The sequence below is a fragment of the Pseudoalteromonas sp. S2721 genome, assembly GCF_005887425.1.
Classification (GTDB): domain Bacteria; phylum Pseudomonadota; class Gammaproteobacteria; order Enterobacterales; family Alteromonadaceae; genus Pseudoalteromonas; species Pseudoalteromonas simplex.
Genome location: NZ_PNCZ01000036.1, coordinates 1 through 21,892, shown reverse-complemented (window position 1 = coordinate 21,892; position 21,892 = coordinate 1). Strand labels below are relative to the sequence as shown.

General features: G+C 41.2%; 19 protein-coding genes. 4 read left to right on the top strand and 15 right to left on the bottom strand.

Translation table 11 applies throughout. The annotated features are described in order from the left end of the window. Positions 1-18: 18 nt before the first annotated feature. Positions 19-1,056, bottom strand: a complete 1,038-nt coding sequence (locus CWC02_RS14005; RefSeq protein ID WP_054553083.1) for an AI-2E family transporter — start codon at positions 1,054-1,056, stop codon at positions 19-21. A gap of 152 nt (positions 1,057-1,208) precedes the next feature. Between CWC02_RS14005 and CWC02_RS14000 the strand changes: the two genes are divergently transcribed. From CWC02_RS14000 to CWC02_RS13990, 3 genes are all read left to right on the top strand, one after another. Beyond that, positions 1,209-1,799 (top strand): hypothetical protein, encoded by a 591-nt coding sequence (locus tag CWC02_RS14000; protein WP_138618846.1) that lies wholly within the window; start codon positions 1,209-1,211, stop codon positions 1,797-1,799. A gap of 63 nt (positions 1,800-1,862) precedes the next feature. After that, positions 1,863-2,768 (top strand): M14 family metallopeptidase, encoded by a 906-nt coding sequence (locus tag CWC02_RS13995; protein ID WP_138618844.1) that lies wholly within the window; start codon positions 1,863-1,865, stop codon positions 2,766-2,768. Positions 2,769-2,953: 185 nt separating this feature from the next. Continuing rightward, on the top strand, positions 2,954-3,370 hold the full coding sequence (locus tag CWC02_RS13990; RefSeq protein ID WP_054552903.1) for a hypothetical protein: 417 nt from the start codon (positions 2,954-2,956) through the stop codon (positions 3,368-3,370). A 37-nt stretch (positions 3,371-3,407) separates the two neighbouring features. On the opposite strand, the gene ccoG is transcribed toward CWC02_RS13990, so the two are convergent. The 9 genes from ccoG to CWC02_RS13945 all read right to left on the bottom strand — a co-directional run bounded on the left by ccoG (position 3,408) and on the right by CWC02_RS13945 (position 15,106). Further along, entirely contained in the window at positions 3,408-4,790 is a 1,383-nt protein-coding gene (ccoG, locus tag CWC02_RS13985) for a cytochrome c oxidase accessory protein CcoG (RefSeq protein ID WP_138618842.1), read from the bottom strand. 151 nt (positions 4,791-4,941) lie between these two features. Continuing rightward, positions 4,942-6,348 carry a sigma-54 interaction domain-containing protein gene (locus CWC02_RS13980; protein WP_138618840.1) on the bottom strand — a complete coding sequence of 469 codons (1,407 nt, stop codon included), beginning with the start codon at positions 6,346-6,348 and terminating at the stop codon, positions 4,942-4,944. A gap of 111 nt (positions 6,349-6,459) precedes the next feature. Next, positions 6,460-7,017, bottom strand: coding sequence for a YceB family lipoprotein (locus tag CWC02_RS13975; RefSeq protein WP_138618838.1), 558 nt, complete (start codon positions 7,015-7,017; stop codon positions 6,460-6,462). Positions 7,018-7,071: 54 nt separating this feature from the next. Continuing rightward, positions 7,072-9,753: a DUF349 domain-containing protein gene (locus tag CWC02_RS13970; RefSeq protein ID WP_138618836.1), complete on the bottom strand. Its 2,682-nt coding sequence runs from the start codon at positions 9,751-9,753 to the stop codon at positions 7,072-7,074. Then, a complete protein-coding gene (locus tag CWC02_RS13965) occupies positions 9,743-10,024 on the bottom strand; it encodes a YeaC family protein (RefSeq protein WP_054552899.1) in 282 nt (93 codons plus the stop codon). Before CWC02_RS13965 ends, CWC02_RS13970 begins: the two co-directional genes overlap by 11 nt. A gap of 1 nt (position 10,025) precedes the next feature. Continuing rightward, a complete protein-coding gene (locus CWC02_RS13960) occupies positions 10,026-10,352 on the bottom strand; it encodes a hypothetical protein (RefSeq protein WP_138618848.1) in 327 nt (108 codons plus the stop codon). Positions 10,353-10,503: 151 nt separating this feature from the next. Then, positions 10,504-12,006: an alanine/glycine:cation symporter family protein gene (locus tag CWC02_RS13955; protein WP_138618834.1), complete on the bottom strand. Its 1,503-nt coding sequence runs from the start codon at positions 12,004-12,006 to the stop codon at positions 10,504-10,506. Between the two features lie 327 nt (positions 12,007-12,333). Next, positions 12,334-13,461, bottom strand: coding sequence for a M14 family metallopeptidase (locus tag CWC02_RS13950; RefSeq protein WP_138618832.1), 1,128 nt, complete (start codon positions 13,459-13,461; stop codon positions 12,334-12,336). 202 nt (positions 13,462-13,663) lie between these two features. Beyond that, positions 13,664-15,106 (bottom strand): glyceraldehyde-3-phosphate dehydrogenase, encoded by a 1,443-nt coding sequence (locus tag CWC02_RS13945; protein ID WP_054552896.1) that lies wholly within the window; start codon positions 15,104-15,106, stop codon positions 13,664-13,666. Positions 15,107-15,280: 174 nt separating this feature from the next. Between CWC02_RS13945 and CWC02_RS13940 the strand changes: the two genes are divergently transcribed. Further along, on the top strand, positions 15,281-16,087 hold the full coding sequence (locus CWC02_RS13940; RefSeq protein ID WP_138618830.1) for a DUF2989 domain-containing protein: 807 nt from the start codon (positions 15,281-15,283) through the stop codon (positions 16,085-16,087). 64 nt (positions 16,088-16,151) lie between these two features. Here the strand turns inward: CWC02_RS13940 and ihfA are convergent, their stop codons facing one another. The 5 genes from ihfA to CWC02_RS13915 all read right to left on the bottom strand — a co-directional run bounded on the left by ihfA (position 16,152) and on the right by CWC02_RS13915 (position 21,680). Continuing rightward, complete coding sequence (gene ihfA / locus CWC02_RS13935) at positions 16,152-16,451, bottom strand: integration host factor subunit alpha (RefSeq protein WP_002960690.1); 300 nt, start codon at positions 16,449-16,451, stop codon at positions 16,152-16,154. Positions 16,452-16,453: 2 nt separating this feature from the next. Continuing rightward, a complete protein-coding gene (gene pheT, locus CWC02_RS13930; RefSeq protein WP_138602482.1) occupies positions 16,454-18,841 on the bottom strand; it encodes a phenylalanine--tRNA ligase subunit beta in 2,388 nt (795 codons plus the stop codon). A gap of 15 nt (positions 18,842-18,856) precedes the next feature. Further along, on the bottom strand, positions 18,857-19,837 hold the full coding sequence (pheS, locus tag CWC02_RS13925; protein ID WP_054552893.1) for a phenylalanine--tRNA ligase subunit alpha: 981 nt from the start codon (positions 19,835-19,837) through the stop codon (positions 18,857-18,859). Positions 19,838-19,914: 77 nt separating this feature from the next. Beyond that, positions 19,915-20,625, bottom strand: a complete 711-nt coding sequence (gene hda / locus CWC02_RS13920; protein WP_171038282.1) for a DnaA regulatory inactivator Hda — start codon at positions 20,623-20,625, stop codon at positions 19,915-19,917. Then, on the bottom strand, positions 20,625-21,680 hold the full coding sequence (locus CWC02_RS13915) for a DUF2066 domain-containing protein (RefSeq protein WP_138618828.1): 1,056 nt from the start codon (positions 21,678-21,680) through the stop codon (positions 20,625-20,627). Before CWC02_RS13915 ends, hda begins: the two co-directional genes overlap by 1 nt. Between the last annotated feature and the right edge of the window lie 212 nt (positions 21,681-21,892).

Sequence of the window (21,892 nt, the reverse complement as noted above, 5' to 3'; positions counted from 1 at the left end):
TATTATTGCGGATTGGTATTACTCTTCAAGTTTTAGCTCTTCGCCATTGCCAAGCAAGGTAGCTAACCATCGCCCTTCTTGACTAGTCTCTAAGGCTATTTTAACTATCATGGTTAATGGGACTGACAACAACATGCCCACGGTCCCCATCAGCCAGCCCCAGAATATTAACGATAAAAACACCACCAGCGTCGATAAACCCAACCCTTTACCCATAAAGCGCGGTTCAACAATGTTACCCATGACGGTGTTAATAACCAAATATCCGCCAGCAATAAACCCTGCAACCAGTGGGCCTTGAGTTATCAAAGCAAGTAACACAGGAGGCACGGCAGCAATGATAGAGCCTATGTTTGGAATGTAATTAAGCATGAACGCCACTACACCCCAAAGTACAAAGTAATCAACATCAAGTGCCCACAGCATAAAGCCTGCAAGCATACCTGTGCCTAAGCTAACCAGCGTTTTAATAGCCAGGTAAGAATTAATTGAATCTAAAAAGCGATCAACCTGCTGCATTTTCATTTCAGGATCGTCCAATGCTAAATGCACTTTTTTGCTCAGCATAGGCCCTTCAAATAACATGAATACCACGGTTAGGATGATCAAAAACAGATTCGCCATCACGCCACCGAGGCCTGTGAGCATGTTGGTTGCAACATCAATCATTTTGCCCGGATCGAATAAAGAAATAATCTGTTCTTTATCAATCAGGATGTTATAACTCGCTGCAACATTAACCACCCAGACAAATTCTTCTTTTAGTTGTGCTTTGTACTCAGGCAGCTTTTCAGAAAAATCGGTCATCGATTGCCCAACCAACCCGGCAAGGCTTATCCCTACACCAACAATCATCAACATAACAAACACAACGGCAATCCCTTTAGGAATACCGTATTTAGCAAAGAAACGAATTAAGGGATTACAAATAATGGCAATAAAGGCTGCCAATACAAATGGGATAACAATCACACTTGCGGCTTTAATACCCGCTAAAACAACGACTAAAGCAGCAAATATCACTAAACTTTTATTTACACCAGTCAGGCTCGACAAAATAAAATCCTTGTTAGTTTTTTTATCAGTGTAAGTGAAATACGCCGCAAAAGAAATCACAAAGCAGCTGGCACAATTAATGCTCATTATACGTGCATAATTTGAACAATTTATGATACATATAAGTAAGCGTGCTTTAAAAGGAGCTTTATATGGCACATTTATCCGAACAAGAACTCTCTTTTTTCAACCGTTTATTCGAGGCTGAACGGACTGATAGCGATCCAACCGATACAAAAATGTCTGTTAGGCTCAATTTGCCTGATAAATTAAACGGCTTACTTACCAATGCCAAACTGACACTGCTTGCTGAAGTAGGGATTTATCAATTGTGGTTTCCGCTTGAATTTACCAAGGACGAGAATGGCCAACTGATCCCTGTACTTAGCGCACCAGAAGTAATAGATACCAAAGGCATCGAACGCAGCTGGCGTACGCCTGATCTTGAAATTCACACAGAGCAATTTCAAATATTGTCTTTATCAAGTACGGGCGTGTTACTCAAGCCAAAGCGTCAAACTCCTATTCTCAATAAAGAAATACTGTTGGCATTTAATTTACCGAGTGAAGAACAGGTTATTCTTAGCGTAAAGCCAATAAGAACGACCAGCAAAGGAATTGCCGGAAAAATAGTGAAAGTGTGTCAGGGTGAAGATGCACTGCGTAAATACTTATTTGAGACCCATAAGCACCATCATGCAAAGCTGTACGAGCAAGGTAACTTTACTACTGAGCTTATCTAGTTGCAGCAGCTTAACAGCTTAGATAAGCTTGGCGTTTTGCAGCAAGTCACAACAAGGTATTTTATGAGTTACCCTATAGGAACCCCTGGTAAGCCGTGGAACAAAGAAGATAAGAAAGCATGGTTTGAATTACAGTCAGTAAAGCGTAGCTATTTAGATGATGTTGTATCGCAACTAGACTCTTTATCAAGCGATTTCAATATTGAGCAATATGGCGCATTAAGTTACGACAGCGACAAATACCCTCTTTACATTTTAAAGAGCAAACAATGGCAAGCTGATAAACCTGTTGTACTGGTTACCGGTGGTGTTCATGGTTATGAAACAAGTGGCGTGCATGGTGCTTTAGCGTTTGCTAAGAGAAGTGCCAAAGACTACTTTGCTGATTTTAATATTTTAGTGGCTCCGTGTATCAGCCCTTGGGGGTATGAAACGATTAACCGCTGGAATCCAAATGCCACGGATCCAAATCGCTCTTTCTATGCAGATAGCCCCGCTGAAGAGTCTGCAGCAATTATGCAATATTTAGCCGATAACACTATTGCACCTTATGTGCATATTGACCTACATGAAACGACAGACACTGATAATAGTGAGTTTCGCCCTGCTCTAGCAGCACGTGATGCAACGACCCACGATAACTGGAATATCCCAGATGGCTTTTATCTTGTCGCTGATAGTGAGCGTCCGCATGATGCATTTCAGGCAGCGATTATAAAATCAGTTGAGAAAGTAACCCACATCGCACCAAGTGATGAGAATAACCAGTTGATTGGCGTACCACAAACTCAATTTGGTGTGATTAATTACCAAGCGAAAAAACTGGGGTTATGTATGGGCTTAACCGATGCAGAATATGTTACAACAACAGAGGTTTACCCTGATAGCCCACAGGCAAATGACGACATTTGTATTGATGCACAAGTAGCCTCAATTACCGGTGCTCTAAATTTTATTGTTAACAAATAGTTAGCTGCATTTTAAAAAGGGAGTGAATTATTTATTCACTCCAATGCAAAATAATTAGATAGGATTCACATAAAAATAAAATTAATGAAAAAGTTATGTTTTTTGAAATTTGTATACTAAATAACTAGACACATACATAGAATTGTATAAAATTCGCGCTCTTTTTAAGTTCAAAAGGAAGCAAATTGGAATTTAAGAATCACTATGGCAGTGTCAGGATTATTACTGAAGGTCCAATTGTTATTGGGCAGTTTTCTGGCAATATTAACGCTCGTTTAGTCAATGACTTTGCAATCAATTTAAAAAAGCATATTACTGCTTTCGCTGGAAAGCCGTGGGCGTATATTAGTCATTCTACCCATTTACTTGCTACCACCCCTGATGCAGAACGTGGTTTTACTCAATTATTCCGTGCCCTGCAAGGTACTAACTGTATAGCAACCGCTTATATGTTTAGCTCGTCTATTGTGCTTAATCAAATGAAACGCATCATTGCACAAGCACAATCTCCAATTCAAATAATGGACTGTTTATTTGATGATTTAGACAGCGCTAAAGCTTATGTGCTAAAGCAGCTCGAATTTGCAGAAATGGCTTGTTAAAAACAAGCCATTTTCGTTTCTAGAGCCGTGATTGAGGTTAATCTCGGTAAAACTTAGTTTCTTTAGTTATTGCGATATCAGCATCTTCTAATGCTTGAATGTGAAAACTAATAGGCGTTACTTTTGACTTTAACTCGTAGCCATCAGCAACCACAGTGACAGGCACACGTTTCATCTGACCTGCTTCAACAGTTATCTTTTCCGGCACCTGTAAACTTGCTTCTGCAATACCACTGATACCGATTGAATAGCTCAAGCTATGTTGTGTTTTGTTGATAATTGATAAGGTATATGGGTTTTCTACTAAACCTTCAAAATTAACACGGTACAGGGCATTACGGTCACGAATGACAGAAGCCTCAATAGGTGTACGCATTGCCATCCACACAACCATGCCAACGACAAACAGCGCCGTTAAACCACCATAGCCAAGCAGTTTTAACCTAAATGGGTTGGTCGTTTTGCCTTCCATTTGTTTTTCAGAGGCGTACTTGATCAGGCCTTTTTGATAGTTGAATTTTTCCATAGTGCTATCACATGCATCGATACATAAGCCACAGTTTATGCATTCATACTGCAAGCCATTACGAATATCGATACCCGCCGGACATACTTCGACACATAGGTTACAGTCTACGCAGTCACCTAAGCCTAATTCTTTAGGGTCGGCTTTACGCTTACGCGCACCACGAGACTCCCCTCGCGCTTGATCATAGGTAACAACTAACGTGTCTTTATCAAACATCACTGACTGAAAACGCGAATATGGGCACGCCACTGTACACATTTTTTCACGTAAGAATCCCGCATTACCATAGGTACAAAACGCGAACAAGAATACCCAAAAGCTGACGATACCAGACATTTCTAGGGTAAATAAGCTCATGTATAGAGACTTAGCAGGAATGAAATAAGCCATAAATGACATAGATGTAAGCAATGAGATCACCAGCCAAGCTGCATGCTTAGTAATTTTCTTTTGCCATTTACTTACTGACCATTCAGCTTTATCAAGTTTAATACGCTGATTACGGTTACCTTCAACTTTGTGTTCGACCCAAGTAAACATCAGCATCCAAATTGTTTGAGGGCAAGTGTAACCACACCAAACACGCCCTAACCAATTAGTGACGAAAAACAATGCAAACGCCCCTGTCATAAATAACATAGCTAAGATCATAAAATCTTGTGGTAACAGCGTTAAACCAAACAGGGTAAATTTTTGGCTCGCTACATCGAGTAATACGGCTTGGCGGCCATCATAAGGGATCCACGGAATGGCGATGAACGTCAGCATCAGCACCCAGCCTAAGTAACGGCGGATACGTTGGAAATACCCCTTTTGCTCACGAATATAAATTGGCCCTTCTTGGTTGTAGGGCTTGATGATTAAGTCTTGCTCTTTAATATCAAATTTCATTTTGCTACTTACTTTTGTGTCGGTAATAGCCTGACAAAGCAACTATCAGGCCAACACAAAATAAAAATAAGCTATTGATATTAAATGATTAAATTCACATTCAAACAACCAAAAGCACGATATATCGCGAGTTATCGCGATATTTCACGATTTAGCGCTTTATCGCTAGCTTTTTCATCTTTGATCTAAGGGTACTTTCAGGCAGTCCCAGCAAGGTTGCAGCACCATTTTCACCTGATATTTGCCCGTTACAGCGCTTTAGCACCTCACAAATATGCTGCTTTTGTACAGCATCAAGAGAAACCACCTGCTCATTTGATTGCTCGTTACTCAAAGGTGCAGACAGCTTTAACACAGCTTGCTTAGACAAAATAGCTTCACGCTCAAGGATATTTTGTAGCTCACGAATATTGCCTGGCCAATCATAATTCGCCAGTTTGGTGAGTGTTGCTTTGCTAAGCCCTTTTAACTGTTTACCTAAGCGCTTGTTCAGCTGCGTAATAATATTTGCAGCAAGTAGTGGAATATCTTCCTTGCGTTCACGAAGCGCAGGCACACGAATGGGAAACACATTTAGGCGATAATACAAGTCCATTCGAAAGCTACCCTGCTCAACCATTTGCCACAAGTTACGATTTGTTGCAGCCAACACTCGGATATCGACTTTTAAAGTTTGACTGCCCCCGACGCGCTCAAACTCTTGCTCTTGTAGTACCCGCAGTAATTTACTTTGCGCCTCTAATGGCAGCTCTGCCACTTCATCTAAAAATAAAGTGCCTTTATCAGCCAGTTCAAAACGCCCTTTTCTGCGTTCATTAGCGCCAGTAAACGCCCCTTTCTCATGACCAAATAACTCAGACTCAATTAAGTTGGCTGAAAACGCCGCACAGTTCACTTTTATGAAAGGTTGCTCCGCACGATTGCTCAAGCGGTGAAGGTTTCGTGCCACCAGCTCTTTACCCGTGCCGTTTTCACCTAAAATCAAAACCGTACTATTGGTTTGGCTTACCAAAGTAATTTGCTCAAGCATACTTTGAAATGAATGGCTTTGGCCGACTAAACCAGAATCTTGCCAATCTTCATTTAATTCTGAAATAAGGTAAGCATTTTCAGCTTGAAGCTGCTCAGATAGGTGCTGAACTTGTGCTAAGGCATCACGCAACGCCGCTTCTGTTTGCTGTTGTTTGGATACATCGCGAAAAATCGCGACTGCCCCAATCAGGGCACCGTTTTTGTACACTGGTGTTGATGTATATTCAACAGCAAAATAACTACCATCTTTACGCCAGAATACTTCATCGTTTACATGACGGTGTTTGCCATCGAACATGGTGCAATATATTTGGCATTCATCCGCGGGATATGGCGAGCCATCTTTACGAGTATGGTGATGATATTGATGTATTTTTTTACCAAGGAGTTCGTCTGCTTTCCAGCCTGTCATGCGCTCAGCGGCAGGGTTTACAAAAACTGCATTACCCGATAAATCGAAGCCATAAATACCTTCACCTACGGCATTTAGCAGCAATGTGGGGTCGTTTAAAAATTCCTTGATCATAGCCATCACTCAATTCGCGAAATATCACGAGCAATTATGACAAGGTTAAACATGCTTAACAAGCAATTACAAAAAAAGCGGCTAGAAGCCGCTTTAAAATATCAAATAGTTTTACAGTGTGGGCACTAAAATAATTTCACCCTGAGATACTTTCATATCTAATGGCAATTTACTCAATAGTGCGACTTTAGGGTCGTTCATATTTAGCTTATAGACAGGGTTAACCGCTAAAAAGCCGTTAATCACTTGCATTGCTTCGTCGTCTAATAAGTTTAAGCTGCCCTTGAAACCCGCGGTGTCGATTGTTGTATCAACCAGTTTTACATTACGTAAAAAGACCGCTTTTTTCTCGCTGTCATAAAATGGGCTACCTTCGATTTGTAGCTTTAAGCGTACTGGATACTTAAGCGCAAACGCTTTGATGACGGCACTAGAATCGGCCCCTAAAACCACCACATCACGTTTATCTGGGCCAACATTGACACTCAGGTCGTTTACCGCAAAATCAACTGGCAAGCCCATCAGCTTAATCTGTTCACTTAGTTTTGGTAATTGATTAGCAAGGGCTGCTTCAATTTCAGAATTGCTAAACGAGTAAACAGACATCCCTTGATCTGTCGTTTTACATGCCCCTAAAAATAAACAGGTAAGTAGTAATAAAATTCTCATTGTTTTCCTCAAAAACACACGGAAAAAAACCGCTTTAAAAAGCGGTTTTATTCGTTAAATTGCAAATATTGCTTTAAGCCTTGCTAGTGTGTCAGCTGAAACTGAACCCTCACTGACTGCAAGTAATTGCTTTAAGTAATAATAAACATCTGCCTGTTCGCCACGGTGTTTATCATCTAACATCGCAACTTGCTCTGTCATACGTAACTGACTATCAGCCGATTCTACGCCTGCCAGAATTTCGATACGGGTTAACAGCTGCGCAGCGTTTAGCTTAGTTGTTAATGGAGCTTGGAACTGCGAAGGTAGTTCACTGTTGCTTTCAAGAGCAGCAAATAAAGCCGTTAATTTAGACTGCTCTGCTTGCTTACTAATTAGCGCTGATTTTGCACTAATCGCTGCCTCTAACTGAGTCACGCGTGCCGATAATGCTTTTGAGTATTCAAGCTCTGCTAGCTTCACTGTTAAATCTTTAAGCTGTGCAAGATGCACCACGGTCTCAAGTGCAGACTCAAGCTCACTTAACTGCTCTGCGGCAACTTCGTCATTTTGTTGCTGTACTTGCTTTTGCTGTTCAAACTCGGCACTGCGCTTAGCAAAAGTCTCGTCATTAACTCGTCTGAATTGCTGCCATAAGGTGTTTTCAGCTTTCATTCCTGCAAAGCCAATAGTCTGCCAAGTTTGTTGAAGCGCTTTTAGCTCTTGGCACGCAGCAGCTAAATCATCACTTTGTGATAACTGTGTTGCTTGCTCAACAAGTGCTGCTTTTTGATCAGCGTTTGCTTTATGAAATGCAGCAAGTTGAGTTTGAACTTGTGATTGTGCAGCTTTGAATTGCGCTTGTAGTTCACGGTATGTTTTAGGATCAACATTACCTGCAGAGCGCCACGCTTTCGCGGTACGGTTGAACTTGCTTTCAAACTGCTTCCAATCAAACTCACCAGAAGAGCTATCAAGCTCTGTTAACTGCTGCATTTGCGAGATTATTTCAACGCGCTGTGCTTTAGCTTGTTCACGTTGCTGCTCTTGCTCTGCGAAATACTCACGACACGGCGCAAACAGTAATTCAATTTGTTGATCGAATAACTCGCCTTGTTGTTTTTCTTCATCAGTATCTAAACGCCCTAACTCATTCCATCGTCGACGTAACTGTTTAACTTGCTCTGCACGTTGTTTAGGGTCAGTACACTCGGTTGCAACAAGTTCATTTACTTCAACGAGTAGCGCATCACGCTTTGGTGCCGATGCGTATTTTTGCCAATCTTTTGCTTCTGCTAGTTGCGCTTCTAAATCAGCTTTAAGGCTATTTAATGGCTGTTTGTAATAGTCTGTAAGTGTTGCGTATAGCTCTTCAAAGCCTTTAAACACACCAAAGGCAACATTAAAGCGACCTTGCTCAATTAAGCGTTTTACATCACGAGCTTTGCGCTTAGCTGTTTGTTGATTTTTCTCAAACTTATTCGTCAGCGGTGCCATCGCTTGCTGCCAGCTGTTTACTACTTCAGCTAAATTGGCTTTAAAGCGACCTTGTAAACGACTAGGAATACTTGCCAGCTTTTTACGTGCTAGTTTTTGCTGTTGCTCAAACTGTTGCTTTAACCCGTCAAACTCGCTTTCATCTTCAGTTGTCGCAACGATATTTAATTGTTCAAATGCCTCTTTAAACTCAGCAATAGCACTAACCAGTTGCGGTAACTGCTCAACTTGCTTAAATAAATTTGTTAAATGTTGTTTTACATCACGCACAGTTTGGTTATCAGCTAAGTCCGCCTCTACTAAGGCATCTTTTGCCTCTGCAACTTTTGCCTCTAGCCAATCTTGTTGAATTTGCTCTGGTGTTTCTAAACCTAATTGCAATGCATTTTCAATTTCTTCGCCAATTGCTTCAAGGCTTGCAAGTGCTAATACCTGACGTTGTTGCTCAGCTAACGCTTGCTGCGCTGCTTCATGCTCTTTACTTAAAACTGCAATATGCGATTCAAGCTTTTGCGTAATCGCTGAATATTTCTTATCTAACGTGCTTACTTGCTCATCGCTCAGCCATTTTAGTTCGATAGCTTGCCACTGCTGTAATAACTCAGCATGTAGCATCGAAACTAACTGAAAGTCATTTTTATCACGAAGCGCATTAAGCTTTGCTAATACCACACGTGTATCAGCTTCTACTTTGGCAGGCATTTCTATCGCTAAGCGCTCATTGTCAAGATGAGTCGCCAGTTGGGTATGCGCCTCACCTTTTGCATGCTTTAATAGTGATTTAGCAAGTTGATGATTAATCACAAGCTCAACAAGTTGCAATTGCAGCTCTTCACGGCCTTCTTTAAAAGCTTTATCAATTAAGCTTGGGTTTGCTAAACGCTTTAATAACTTAACGCGAACTTGAAGTTCTTTTTCCGCAAAGGCGAGTTTCTCAAGAGTTTTGACTGGTGCGTAACGCTCAATAAACTCATTTTTGATATTTGCATCTAGTTGGCTTTCGGTATTTAAAACCGCTTGGTTAATATGCTGCTCAGCAAGGTCTTTCAGTGCTTGGTCTTGCTTGTATGCTTGCCACCATAAAACGATATCGTTCACTTTGTTTAATGCTTTTTTGCGGATTTCAGCTGAGCTGTCTTCAAGGGCAATGCTATTTAAGATGCTAAGGTCACGCTCTGTATCAAGACGTTCAACCGCAGCTAAACGGACTTGGTTTTTAGGGTGCTTCCATTTTGGAGTAAACAGGTGTTTAAAGATCATTTTCACTAAACCTAGCTATTTCATTTTCTGATGCGAATTCTTTTTGCAATTGAGCTTTGCTCTTTTGCACCATTTCACCATTTGCGCCAATGGTAAACTGCTCATTGCTTTGCGAAACTTTAGCTTGATAAAGCATCACGAGTTGAACGGTTTGTTGTTTTTGCTCCTCAGTCAAAGGGGTGCCGTCTGGCCACTTACCCGTAGAGGCACCATACTGAAGACGTTCAAATACTTCTGGGGTGATATTTTTAACGATGTGATCAATATTCATGTTACTTTTTCTTTTTTAAAACAACTAAATAGATGCGGCTTACAAGATACCACACAAAACCTACTGCCATTGCCGATGTATAGGCATACCACTCAAGAGACTTTGCTTCGGGGTGCATAAAGTAATAACAGAAAAAGCCCCCTAAAAATAAAATCAGTGCGAGGAAAGACTGATTCATAAACTTTTGTTGTCTACGAATGCGCGTTTCTTTTTTCATTTGCTGCAATTGCTCATTGCTTAGATCGGTGACTTGGCATTCACAATGCGGGCATTGCTTATGTTTGTCAGATATTGATTTTGCACACTGCGGGCAACTAATAATCGCCATATCTTTCTCCATACTACGCATAAAAAAGGCACCTTTAGGCGCCCTTTATTGTACTTGTTTTATGAGTCGATGTCTTTTTTGAATTTCATTCATTTATGAAGATTCGAAAACCTGCACAACTAAATTCACCGTAAAAACTCAAAAAATCGATTTATTGTTTCTGTTTCGCCTTTTCAGATAGACGCTTTTCCCAGAAAGTCGCATTTTTAATGCCTAATTTAACGGGATCAAAAGTGATTTCACCACCGGCTTTCTTTTGATCTTCGTAATCACGTAAACAGTTAAGTGCAGGTTTTGCGACAAAGAAAATAGCCAAAATACCCACAATATTGATCCAGGCCATTAAGCCTACGCCAATGTCACCAATATTCCAGATGTAACCTGAGTTGTTTACCATACCGTAAGCCACCATAAACATGATGACAAACTTCACAACAACCAACGGAATATTGCCTTTGAAATAACGGTTTAAATAAGCAACGTTCGTTTCAGCAATATAGTAATAAGCAAGAATTGTAGTAAATGCGAAGAAGAATAAAGCAATACCAACGAATGCTTCACCAAAGCCACCAAATACGCTAAATAATGCCATTTGTGTAAAAGCCGCAGAGCCTACTTCAGTTGCAGCATCAACGTTTTGCACAATGAATTGACCTGCAGGTAACTCACCCACAATGTTGTATTGTTTAGTGATTAGAATCATTAACGCAGTTGCTGTACAAACAAAAATGGTATCAACATAAACAGAAAATGCTTGCACTAAGCCTTGTTGAGCTGGGTGATCTACCTCGGCAGCTGATGCTGCATGCGGACCCGTACCTTGACCTGCTTCGTTTGAGTAAATACCACGTTTAACACCCCAACCAATTGCAGCACCAAAGCCTGCTTGCGCGGTAAATGCATCAGATAAGATCATTGAGAAGATACCTGGCACTTTATCTAGGTTTAAGAACACCACGATTAACGCTAACACGATGTAACCTAGCGCCATAAATGGCACCACAATTTGTGTGAAGTTTGCGATACGTTTAATGCCACCAAAGATAATAAATGCAAGGACAATTAAGATGATTGCAAGAGCAACCAACTTAAAGCTACCTACTTCACCAAAGCTGGTGCTAACCAATGTGCCTTCACCAAAAACTTGTGTGAATGCATTACCTACCGCATTCGCTTGAACGCCCGGAAGGAATACACCACAAGCAATAATCGCCGATACTGCAAATAATACGGCTAACCACTTTTGCTGTAAGCAGCGGTCGAAGTAATATGCTGGGCCACCGCGGTATTGACCGTCTTCTTCTGATTTATAAATCTGACCAAGTGTTGACTCGGCATACGCAGTACTTGCGCCAAGAAACGCAACTATCCACATCCAGAAAATCGCACCCGGACCACCAAAGCCGATTGCTGCAGCAACCCCGGCAATATTACCTACACCTACACGGCCTGATAACGAAACCGCTAGCGCTTGAAACGAAGAAATACCCGTATCTGAATTATTAGAGCTAAGTAATAATTTACACATTTCTTTAAAATGTCTAACTTGTGCGAATCGGGTTAAAACGGAATAAAACAGACCTGCACCTAGACATAAATAAATGAGTGCATCACTCCAAATTATGTCGTTAACGGCGCTTACTAAAGCTTCCATGGATATCCTCTATGATTATATTTTTTATTGTTAGTTACGATACTCAGCGTGAGCTTGTGAGAATGCGCGACACGATAACTGTGAGAAATAAAAATGAAATTTTGTTACTTCACAGCTGAATATATTGGATATTAACTTAAACCAACCAAGTTTGTTAACAGTTAATTTTCAATATGATAAATGTACCTACTAAATTAACATTCGATGCATCCTGCTCTGCACCGCTGCTTTTTTAACTTTCATACCAATTTGTTTAATTAAGTATTTTTGCAAATTGGTATCAGATACAATTACGGGCATCAGTTTTGCTGATGCCCGTAAGGGTCGTTATCTTAATTTATCAACCACGTTAACAATAGCCGCTAACGTATCTTGACCAAATTGATACGAGCGACGATCTGACCAACCATAATCTGGATCAGGTAAATCATCGTTATCTTTAAATGGCATCTCTACCGTGTAAGCTAATGCATTAAATTCATGCGCGACAGCAGAAGAACCGACAGTTAAGTTAGCCTGGCCCGGCTCATCTTTTGGATAACCATGTTCGTCTTGGAACTCAGGCGTCACAGTTAAAAGCGCAGCTTTAAAGCTATCTTCTAACTCTTTTAAGCGATCATCGTAGCCCGGGATACCTTCACTACCCGCAACAAAGTTATAAGGAATTGCTTCGTCACCATGAATATCTAAGTGCATATCAAGGCCAGTTTCTCGCATTTTGTTAAGCACTAAGAAAACTTCAGGGCTATTTTCCATGCTCGGTGTTTGCCATTCACGGTTCAAGTTAACGCCTTTAGCGTTAGTACGTAGGTGACCACGCACACTTCCATCTGGGTTCATATTTGGCACGATGTAGAATACCGCTTTAGATAATAATGCTGCTGCATGTGGGTCTTCATCATCAAGTAATTTATGAAGTAAACCTTCAACGTACCACTCAGCCATAGTTTCGCCTGGGTGCTGGCGCGCCGTGATCCAGATTTTTTTCTTCTCACTGCTAGGAATACCCACACGTAAAACACTCATATCACGACCATCAAGGGTTTCGCCTAATGTTTCTAATTTACAGGCATGTTGGCTTTGTGCCCATGCTAGTAAATCTAAGTGACGGTCATAGCTGTATGGCGCAAAGTAAGCAAAGTACATGCTGCCGCACTCAGGCTCTACTTCAAATGATAGTGTGCCGTTTGCGTACTCAGATGGAACACGGAACCAAGTTTGACGGTCGTATGATGCAACCGCATGGTAACCTTCCCAGCCATCAGGGTATGCTGAGTTCTCTAGGTTATTAATGTGTAATTTATGGTTTTGAAACGCAGTTGTTTCAAGACGAAAGTGAAACCACTGGAAAAAATCAGACTGATTGTCTTTATTGATTTCTAATTGAATATTCAGTGGATCAACGGCTTCAATAACCTTGATATTACCACTGTCAAAATTGCTGGTGATTTTCATTCTATAAACCTATTGGTTAAAAATAATTCTTAGCTATTCGCTTGTTAGTTAAGAATTAAGTCAACGCTCTGTAGTTAGAACGTTTTGTTAGTAATATGGTGTAGACCCTTAACAGCCTATCACATGCTGAAAATTTGCAAAAACTTTCACGACTAAAAAAGCCAGCATAATGCTGGCTTCTAGATTCTTTATAACTTAGGTATTAGCGAGGTAAGCTTGGGAAAGTTACTTCAGCCATATCACGCATACAACGTACTACCTGACAGCTATAACCGAACTCGTTATCGTACCAAACGTAAAGTACAACGCGGTTGTCATCTACGATTGTCGCTTGTGAATCAACAACACCTGCGTAACGGCTACCTACTAAGTCAGTCGATACGATTTCAGTAGACGCTGTGTAATCGATTTGATCACGAAGGTCTGAATGAAGTGCTGTTTCACGTAAGAACGCATTTAGTTCTTCAACAGTTGTACCTTTTTCAAGGTTTAAGTTCAAGATAGCCATTGATACGTTTGGCGTAGGAACGCGGATAGCGTTACCAGTTAGTTTACCTTCAAGCTCAGGTAAAGCTTTAGAAACCGCTTTTGCAGCACCTGTTGAAGTGATAACCATGTTAAGTGCAGCAGCACGGCCACGACGCTCAGCTTTGTGGTAGTTATCAATTAAATTTTGGTCATTGGTGTACGAGTGAACAGTTTCAACGTGACCATTTTTGATACCAAACTTATCGTTAAGCGCTTTTAACGTTGGCGTAATAGCATTGGTCGTACAGCTTGCTGCACAGACAATTTTATCTTCAGGTTTGATATCTTGGTTGTTAACACCGTACACGATGTTCTTGATGTTACCTTTAGCTGGTGCAGTTAATAATACTTTAGCTGCGCCTTTCGCTTCTAAGTGCTGACCAAGGCCTGCTTCGTCTTTCCAAATACCTGTGTTATCAACAATAAGCGCATTCTCAATGCCGTAAGCTGTGTAATCAACTTCGCTTGGTGAGTTAGCATAGATAACTTGGATGTAGCTACCGTTAGCTTTAATTGCATTGCGCTCTTTGTCAATTGTAATTGAGCCATTGAATGGACCGTGGATAGAATCACGACGAAGTAAGCTTGCACGCTTTTCTAGGTCACCATCTTTACCACCACGTACAACGATTGCACGTAAACGTAGGTCTGCATAAGGACCTGACTTCTCGATTAAAAGACGCGCTAATAAACGACCGATACGACCGAAACCGTATAACACAACATCACGTGGTTCTTTACGCTCTGAGTTTGCGATTTCTGCTAATTCGTCAGTTAAGTACTCTTCAACTGAGCGACCTTTAGCAGCATCGTTAAACAAATAACCATACGCTAGTTTACCAATATCGATACGTGCTGAGTTTAAGTCCATTTTGCTAATTGCTTCTAAGAAAGGGAAGCTTTCACGTAAACGTAGTTTTGTACCTTCAAACTGAGCAACTGTTTTGTGTGCTTTGATGATATCGATTGTACTGGCATTAACGAGAGGACGGCCGTATACAGCGATTTCGATACCACGATTACGGTAAAGTCTACCAATGATAGGTTGCATACTTTCTGCGTAATCTTGACGTTCTTGCCAGCTGCTTGTGTATTCTAACTCGTGAGATGAGGTCATTTTTTTTACCTAATTAAACAATTTTGAACGGATAGCCTTAAAAAATGTGTTGTGATTTGAGAGCAACACATCTCAGGCAGGGGTATTCTAATTTAAACTCGAACGATTCTCCACTGTTACAGAACAAATCATTGCGCTAGAATAAAGTAGTACAAATTAAGTAGAGGTTAAGGAATGTTATTAAGAGCAAGCGTGTTGCTTGGTTTATTGGCATTAGCAGGCTGTGAAGATCCGCTTACACTGGCGAAAGTGTGCGACGAAACACCTGGCTTCTGCAGTGATTTAAATAAAGACAGTCACTGTAAAGAGCAACGTGCCGAGGTCATCATTCAACGTTATGTTGAATATAAGTCGCCAACAGACGAAAACAAATACCAATTATTAAAAGACTTTGAGAAATACGATCAATGCGTATCGCTTGCGGCCAAGATTGAGCATATAAAACTAAAAGAAAAAACTACGTCTCGTGTTGAAGGTCATTTAACAAGCATCAAAGAAATGACACGTATTTTTCAAGATACCAAAAACACAGACCACCCAGGCTTGTTGTATTACCATTGGTCACGTAATAATGACCAATCTGCGTTAACTAAATTACTCGCCTTGGAAGAAAAACAAGATAAACGGGTGACTGAAGATGCCGAAATGCAGTTTTTCTTAGCTAGCTACTACGTGAAGTTTGATGATGAAAAAACCATTGATTTGCTCTACAAAACGCTAGAGCTAAATCAAGCAGGTGAAACACCCAACCCTGAGATCTACCCTACTCTTGTGAGCTTATTCTACAAACACGAAAAGTATAAGCATGCCTACACGTTTGCACGCGTGGCACAATTATCAGGGTATGAAGATGTCGATATTTTACCTATCGAACATCAACTTGCTGCCGCAGGCAAAAGCCTAGACAGCTTAGATGATTTAGCACAAAAAACTTTCGACAGTATCCAAGAAGGAAGCTTCGTATCACCACGCGGGTTTTGATACTTCCAACTCGCTAATGTGCAGTGCTCAGACAAATAAAAAAGGCAGCTAACGCTGCCTTTTCTTATTTTGCTTTGCTTGTGCCAACTTCTACACGAGTTTTTAGCTTTTGACCTGGTCTAAAAGTCACAACTCTGCGCGCCGAAATAGGAATATCTTCACCTGTTTTCGGATTGCGGCCTGGACGTTCTTTTTTATCTCGAAGATCAAAGTTACCAAATCCAGAGAGCTTAACCTGCTCGCCTTTTTCTAGCGCTGAGCGGATTTCTTCAAAAAACGCTTCAACTAAATCTTTGGCATCTTTTTTATTGATCCCGAGTTTTTCAAATAGGTGTTCAGCTATGTCGGCTTTAGTAAGCGCCATATCTAGTCCCTCAACGATGCGTTAAATTGTTCGGCCAGTGCGGCCACCACATTATCAACTACTTGATTGATATCTTTCTCTTCGAGCGTTCTATCAACCGCTTGCAGTGTTAGAGCAATCGCCAAACTCTTATAATTTGGCTCAATACCTTTGCCCTTATACACATCGAATAAGTTTAGGTCAACCAATTGATTTCCGCCAACTTTTTCTATGACATTTAAAATATCGCCAGATTTTACGTGATCTTCCACTAAAATCGCTATATCACGGCGGTTTGACGGGAATTTCGACACTGCCACTGCTTCTGGTAATTTTCTTTTTTCTAGTGCAGACATTTCGATTTCAAACACAAATGCTGTGTTGTTGATATCTAGTGACTTTTGCACCTGTGGGTGCACTGCACCAAAGAAACCTACTTTTTTACCATCAACATAAATAACCGCTGATTGGCCTGGGTGTAAGCCATCAGACTGCTCTGCTTTTATCTCAAAACGTGATGAATCGTTACTAATAGCTAAAAGTGCTTCAACATCACCTTTTAAGTCATAGAAATCAACGCTACGCTTCTCTTGAACCCAATGTTCACCGTGTGCAAGACCTGAGATTACACCACCGATAACAGCAACTTGGTTTACACCGTTTTCAGCATTTTCGTCACGTAAGAATTTTAAGCCGTGCTCAAATAAACGGACGCGTGGTTGCTGACGGTTTTGATTATAAACTAGAGACGCTAATAGACCCGGCATCAAGCTCACGCGCATTGCCGACATTTCAACCGAAATTGGGTGTGGCAATACAAGCGCATCACTTTGCGGGTGTAAAATTGCTTGTGCTTTTGGATCAACGAAGCTGTAAGTAATTGCTTCTTGGTAACCACGTGTTACAAGCGTATTGCGGAATTTAGTTACTGCAACATGCGACTCGTCATGGTTAGTCATTTTTAATTTAGCAGTTGGTGCAACGTTAGGAATGCTGTTATAGCCGTAAACACGCGCAACTTCTTCAATTAAATCTTCTTCGATACGAATATCAAAGCGATAGCTAGGTACGTCAGCACTCCATACACCATCAACAACTTTAACGTCTAAACCTAAACGCGTTAGGATGTCAGTTACTTTTGCATCATCAATGTGGTGGCCAATTACACGGTCTAAACGCTCACGACGTAAACGCACTTCTGTTACTTTTGGTAATTTGTCAGTTGCAACTGCTTCAACAACTGGGCCTGCTTCACCGCCAACAATTTCAAGAAGTAATGCTGTCGCTCGTTCCATCGCATCTTTTTGCAGTGCAAAATCGACACCACGCTCGTAACGGTGTGACGCATCTGTGTGTAAACCGTAGCTACGTGCTTGACCCGCAATAGCGACAGGGTTAAAGAATGCACTTTCTAATAAAATATCTGAAGTTGCTTCAGTTACACCTGACTTTTCACCACCAAAAATACCTGCAATAGCAAGCGCTTTATTGTGATCAGCAATCACAAGCGTTGACTCGTTTAGTTTTGCAGTGTTGCCATCTAACAGAACTAACTCTTCACCCGCGTTTGCGCTACGTACTTTAATACCACCTTCAATCGCATTTAAATCAAATGCGTGCATTGGGTGGCCTAGCTCTAATAACACGTAGTTTGTTACATCAACAACAGGGTCAATTGAGCGAATACCACTGCGACGCAGTTTTTCTACCATCCAAAGTGGTGTTTCTGCATCAAGGTTAATACCTTTAATTACACGCCCTAAATAACGAGGACACGCTTCATCATTCACAAGCTCAATCGATACTTTGTCATCAATCGTTGCAGCAACTGGTGCGATTTCAAGTGTGTTTACATCAACACTGTTAAGTACACCCACTTCGCGCGCTAGGCCTTTGATACCTAAACAATCGCCACGGTTTGGTGTTAAGTCAACATCAATAATGTTGTCGTCTAGGCTTAAGTACTCACGTAAATCAGTACCGATTGGTGCATCACTTGGTAATTCCATGATGCCATCACCCTCTTCGCTGATACCTAACTCAACGAATGCGCACAGCATACCGTGTGAAGGTTGACCACGAAGTTTGGCTTTTTTGATTTTGAAGTCGCCTGGTAATACAGCGCCAACAGTCGCAACAGCGACTTTTAAACCTTGACGACAGTTAGGTGCACCACACACGATATCAAGTAGCTCATCACCACCTACGTTTACTTTAGTTACACGTAACTTATCAGCGTCTGGGTGTTGACCACACTCAACCACTTCACCAACAACAACGCCTGTGAACTCAGCTGCTGCAGGCTCAACACCGTCAACTTCAAGACCAGCCATTGATAACTGTTCCGAAAGAGCCTGTGTGTCGATTGCTGGGTTAACCCACTCTCTTAACCACTTTTCACTAAATTTCATTTTATATCTTCACTCTTAACGGAACTGGTTTAGGAATTTTAAATCGTTTTCGAAAAATGCACGTAAGTCGTTTACGCCGTAACGCAACATCGTCAAGCGCTCAACACCCATACCGAATGCAAAGCCTGTGTATTTTTCTGGATCAATACCCACTGATTTAAGAACGTTAGGGTGAACCATGCCACAGCCTAATACCTCTAACCACTTGCCGTTTTTACCCATAACATCAACCTCAGCTGATGGCTCGGTAAATGGGAAGTAAGAAGGACGGAAACGAATTTCCATATCTTCTTCAAAGAAGTTACGTAAGAAGTCGTGCAGAATACCTTTTAACTCAGTGAAGCTTACATCTGTATCAACCATTAAGCCTTCCACTTGGTGGAACATTGGCGTGTGTGTTTGGTCGTAATCGTTACGATAAACACGACCTGGAGAAATGATGCGCAGTGGTGGCTGCTCAGTTTCCATGGTACGGATTTGTACACCACTTGTTTGTGTACGTAACACAAGCTTAGGGTTGAAATAGAAAGTATCGTGATCAGCACGCGCTGGGTGGTGCTCAGGAATATTTAGCGCATCGAAGTTATGAAAATCATCTTCAACTTCAGGACCTGATTTAACCGCAAAACCTAACTCACCAAAAAAGCTTTCAATACGTTCAATAGTACGAGTTACTGGGTGTAAGCCACCTGTTGGCATAACACGACCCGGTAAAGTTACGTCGATCGTTTCTGCCGCTAGCTTCTCTTCAAGAGCCTTACTTGCTAGTAACTCACGCTTTTCGTTAATGGCTGTTTGTACTTCTTGTTTTGCTTGGTTAATCACTTGACCCGCTTCTTTACGCTCTTCAGGGGCAATCTTGCCTAGCGTTTTAAGTAAGCTGGTGATTTCACCTTTTTTACCAAGGTAATTAACCCTGATATCTTCTAGTTGCGCGATTTCATTCGCACTGGCAACTGCCTCAAGTGCTTGCGCTAAAATATTTTCTAAGTTCATTGAGTACCTGGTCTTTCACAGAAGGATTTTTGTAATAGCTAATGATAACTGAAAGCAAGGACTAGATTCTAGCCCTACTAAAGCTTTAACGTTGATTTTATAAAAGGAATTGTTAATTTTCTTTGTGCAGCCATTGAGGCGTGGTCAAGTTTATCTAAAACGTCTAATAATGCACGCATATCACGGCTTAATCGCGTTAATAAAAAGCGCGCGCATTCATCCGTCAATTCAAGGCCACGCATGTGAGCACGGCGTACGAGCGCTTCGGCTTTGTCATCATCGCTCATTGAACGAATTTGTAACGTTGTGCCCCACTTCAAACGCGAAACTAAATCCGGTAGGTTGATATGTAGCATGTCAGGTAATAAATCAGCTGTGACCACAAGGTATTTGCCCGGCTCATTAAAGCGATTGAAAAAGTTAAATAATCCTTTCTCCCATGCATCGTTGCCTGCTACCAAGTGCACGTCATCAATACATAACACGTCAAGGTTTTCGAGACCTTCAAGTACCACAGGGCCGTAGTCAATCACTTCACGCATCGAAAGTAACATGGTTGACAAACCGCGCTCTTGAGCGTGAATACAGGTCGCATACAACAGGTGCGATTTACCTGAATCGCCCAAACCGCATAAATAAGTATATTGAAATTTGTTACTAAGCTTTGTGAACGCATCTTTAAGGTGACTCACTTCAAGCGAGTTTTCGCCACCAAAATAAGAAGTAAATGTTTCATCATCAGGCAAAGTAACAGGTAATGCCATTTGCATTGGTTCTTGCACTGCGATTAAAGCCCCTGCCACTGATATTCAAGCTCATCTTTATTGACTACTTGATAGAAATCACGCGGGTCCTGATACGCTTTAAAGGCACTATCAAGTTCTAACGCTTTTCTAAAATCATTCATGCTGCCAGTGTGATTAACAGTAAATTGAACGCTATCAGGTGTACGCACAGATATTACGGCACGAGTAACAACACTTAAGCTCTCTAAACGGCGTTTAGCAAATTCAATATCAACAAAGTTATTGATACCTTTAAGATAGAAAGTTGCTGTAGCAAGTTGGCCAATCATCGTTGGATCTATTGCGTATTCTGCTGCTAAGCCACCTGCTAAACTATCAATCATATCTGCAACAATTTGCTGCTTATCACCCATCAAACGATTAGTATCGAATAATTCAGCATTAGTGAAACGCCAATCAAGGATCCAGGTTTCTGAATCAGCTTGTTGATACATTCTTGCAGTAATACTGCGCTCAGCACTATAACGGCTTGAAGCTCGCTCTACAGGCTCAGAGAAATTACCCCACACTTCTGGTATCCCAACAATAGCGCGATCTTGTAAATCAAGTAGTGGCACAACCACAGGTAAACCACGACGACTTGCTTTGTCGTATATAAGCTGTTCAAGCTGTGGGTATGATTCTTGAGTAACCAATTCACGGCGCCAGTTATCTTCAATGCCTAGCCAGATCGCCACCAAAGGACGACGTGTCCCCCAAAGTGGCAAGCCAAGATCTTTGATTAATGCATTAATCTTATTGGCTTCGAACTTAACGACCAGATTTAAACTGCCATCAGCTTTTTCGTCATATTCAAATTTGAGCATGTAATCGGAAATGTCGCGGGTGCGTTGTTTAGCAACCGGGTTTTGATCTGCGCTTGTGTCCCCACTTACTTTCACCAACACATTTAGCAGCGCTTCACGGCTTGCTGCCAAACGAGCATCACGTGATTTGTCTGCAACTTTAAGAGTATCTTGATATAAATTAGTCACCTCAACAGCAAAGGTTGAAGCACTCGAAAAAAATAATAATAAACAAATAAGTAATCTAGACACAGGCCATTAGTTCTTGCTTTTAAACTGATTTGATCCTAAATCAAAGCCATAAACAAAGCAAAGTTAATTTAATGAACGGCAGCTGAGCGAGTTCGTGAGTTATACCATTCCGCTTAAATATTTGATCTAATATAGGCTATATAAAATCACTGGTTATTAACATTGAACCCAAACATATCTGAACAACTTTTAGCGCTTTCTCGTAAAGAACC

Excerpts from the sequence above, each read along its gene's own strand:
- CWC02_RS14000 (WP_138618846.1), top strand. The coding sequence starts at position 1,209 with ATGGCACATTTATCCGAACAAGAACTCTCTTTTTTCAACCGTTTATTC.
- CWC02_RS13995 (WP_138618844.1), top strand. The coding sequence starts at position 1,863 with ATGAGTTACCCTATAGGAACCCCTGGTAAGCCGTGGAACAAAGAAGAT.
- ccoG (WP_138618842.1), bottom strand. The coding sequence starts at position 4,790 with ATGAAATTTGATATTAAAGAGCAAGACTTAATCATCAAGCCCTACAAC.
- CWC02_RS13980 (WP_138618840.1), bottom strand. The coding sequence starts at position 6,348 with ATGATCAAGGAATTTTTAAACGACCCCACATTGCTGCTAAATGCCGTA.
- CWC02_RS13975 (WP_138618838.1), bottom strand. The coding sequence starts at position 7,017 with ATGAGAATTTTATTACTACTTACCTGTTTATTTTTAGGGGCATGTAAA.
- CWC02_RS13970 (WP_138618836.1), bottom strand. The coding sequence starts at position 9,753 with ATGATCTTTAAACACCTGTTTACTCCAAAATGGAAGCACCCTAAAAAC.
- CWC02_RS13965 (WP_054552899.1), bottom strand. The coding sequence starts at position 10,024 with ATGAATATTGATCACATCGTTAAAAATATCACCCCAGAAGTATTTGAA.
- CWC02_RS13960 (WP_138618848.1), bottom strand. The coding sequence starts at position 10,352 with ATGGCGATTATTAGTTGCCCGCAGTGTGCAAAATCAATATCTGACAAA.
- CWC02_RS13955 (WP_138618834.1), bottom strand. The coding sequence starts at position 12,006 with ATGGAAGCTTTAGTAAGCGCCGTTAACGACATAATTTGGAGTGATGCA.
- CWC02_RS13950 (WP_138618832.1), bottom strand. The coding sequence starts at position 13,461 with ATGAAAATCACCAGCAATTTTGACAGTGGTAATATCAAGGTTATTGAA.
- CWC02_RS13945 (WP_054552896.1), bottom strand. The coding sequence starts at position 15,106 with ATGACCTCATCTCACGAGTTAGAATACACAAGCAGCTGGCAAGAACGT.
- CWC02_RS13940 (WP_138618830.1), top strand. The coding sequence starts at position 15,281 with ATGTTATTAAGAGCAAGCGTGTTGCTTGGTTTATTGGCATTAGCAGGC.
- ihfA (WP_002960690.1), bottom strand. The coding sequence starts at position 16,451 with ATGGCGCTTACTAAAGCCGACATAGCTGAACACCTATTTGAAAAACTC.
- pheT (WP_138602482.1), bottom strand. The coding sequence starts at position 18,841 with ATGAAATTTAGTGAAAAGTGGTTAAGAGAGTGGGTTAACCCAGCAATC.
- pheS (WP_054552893.1), bottom strand. The coding sequence starts at position 19,837 with ATGAACTTAGAAAATATTTTAGCGCAAGCACTTGAGGCAGTTGCCAGT.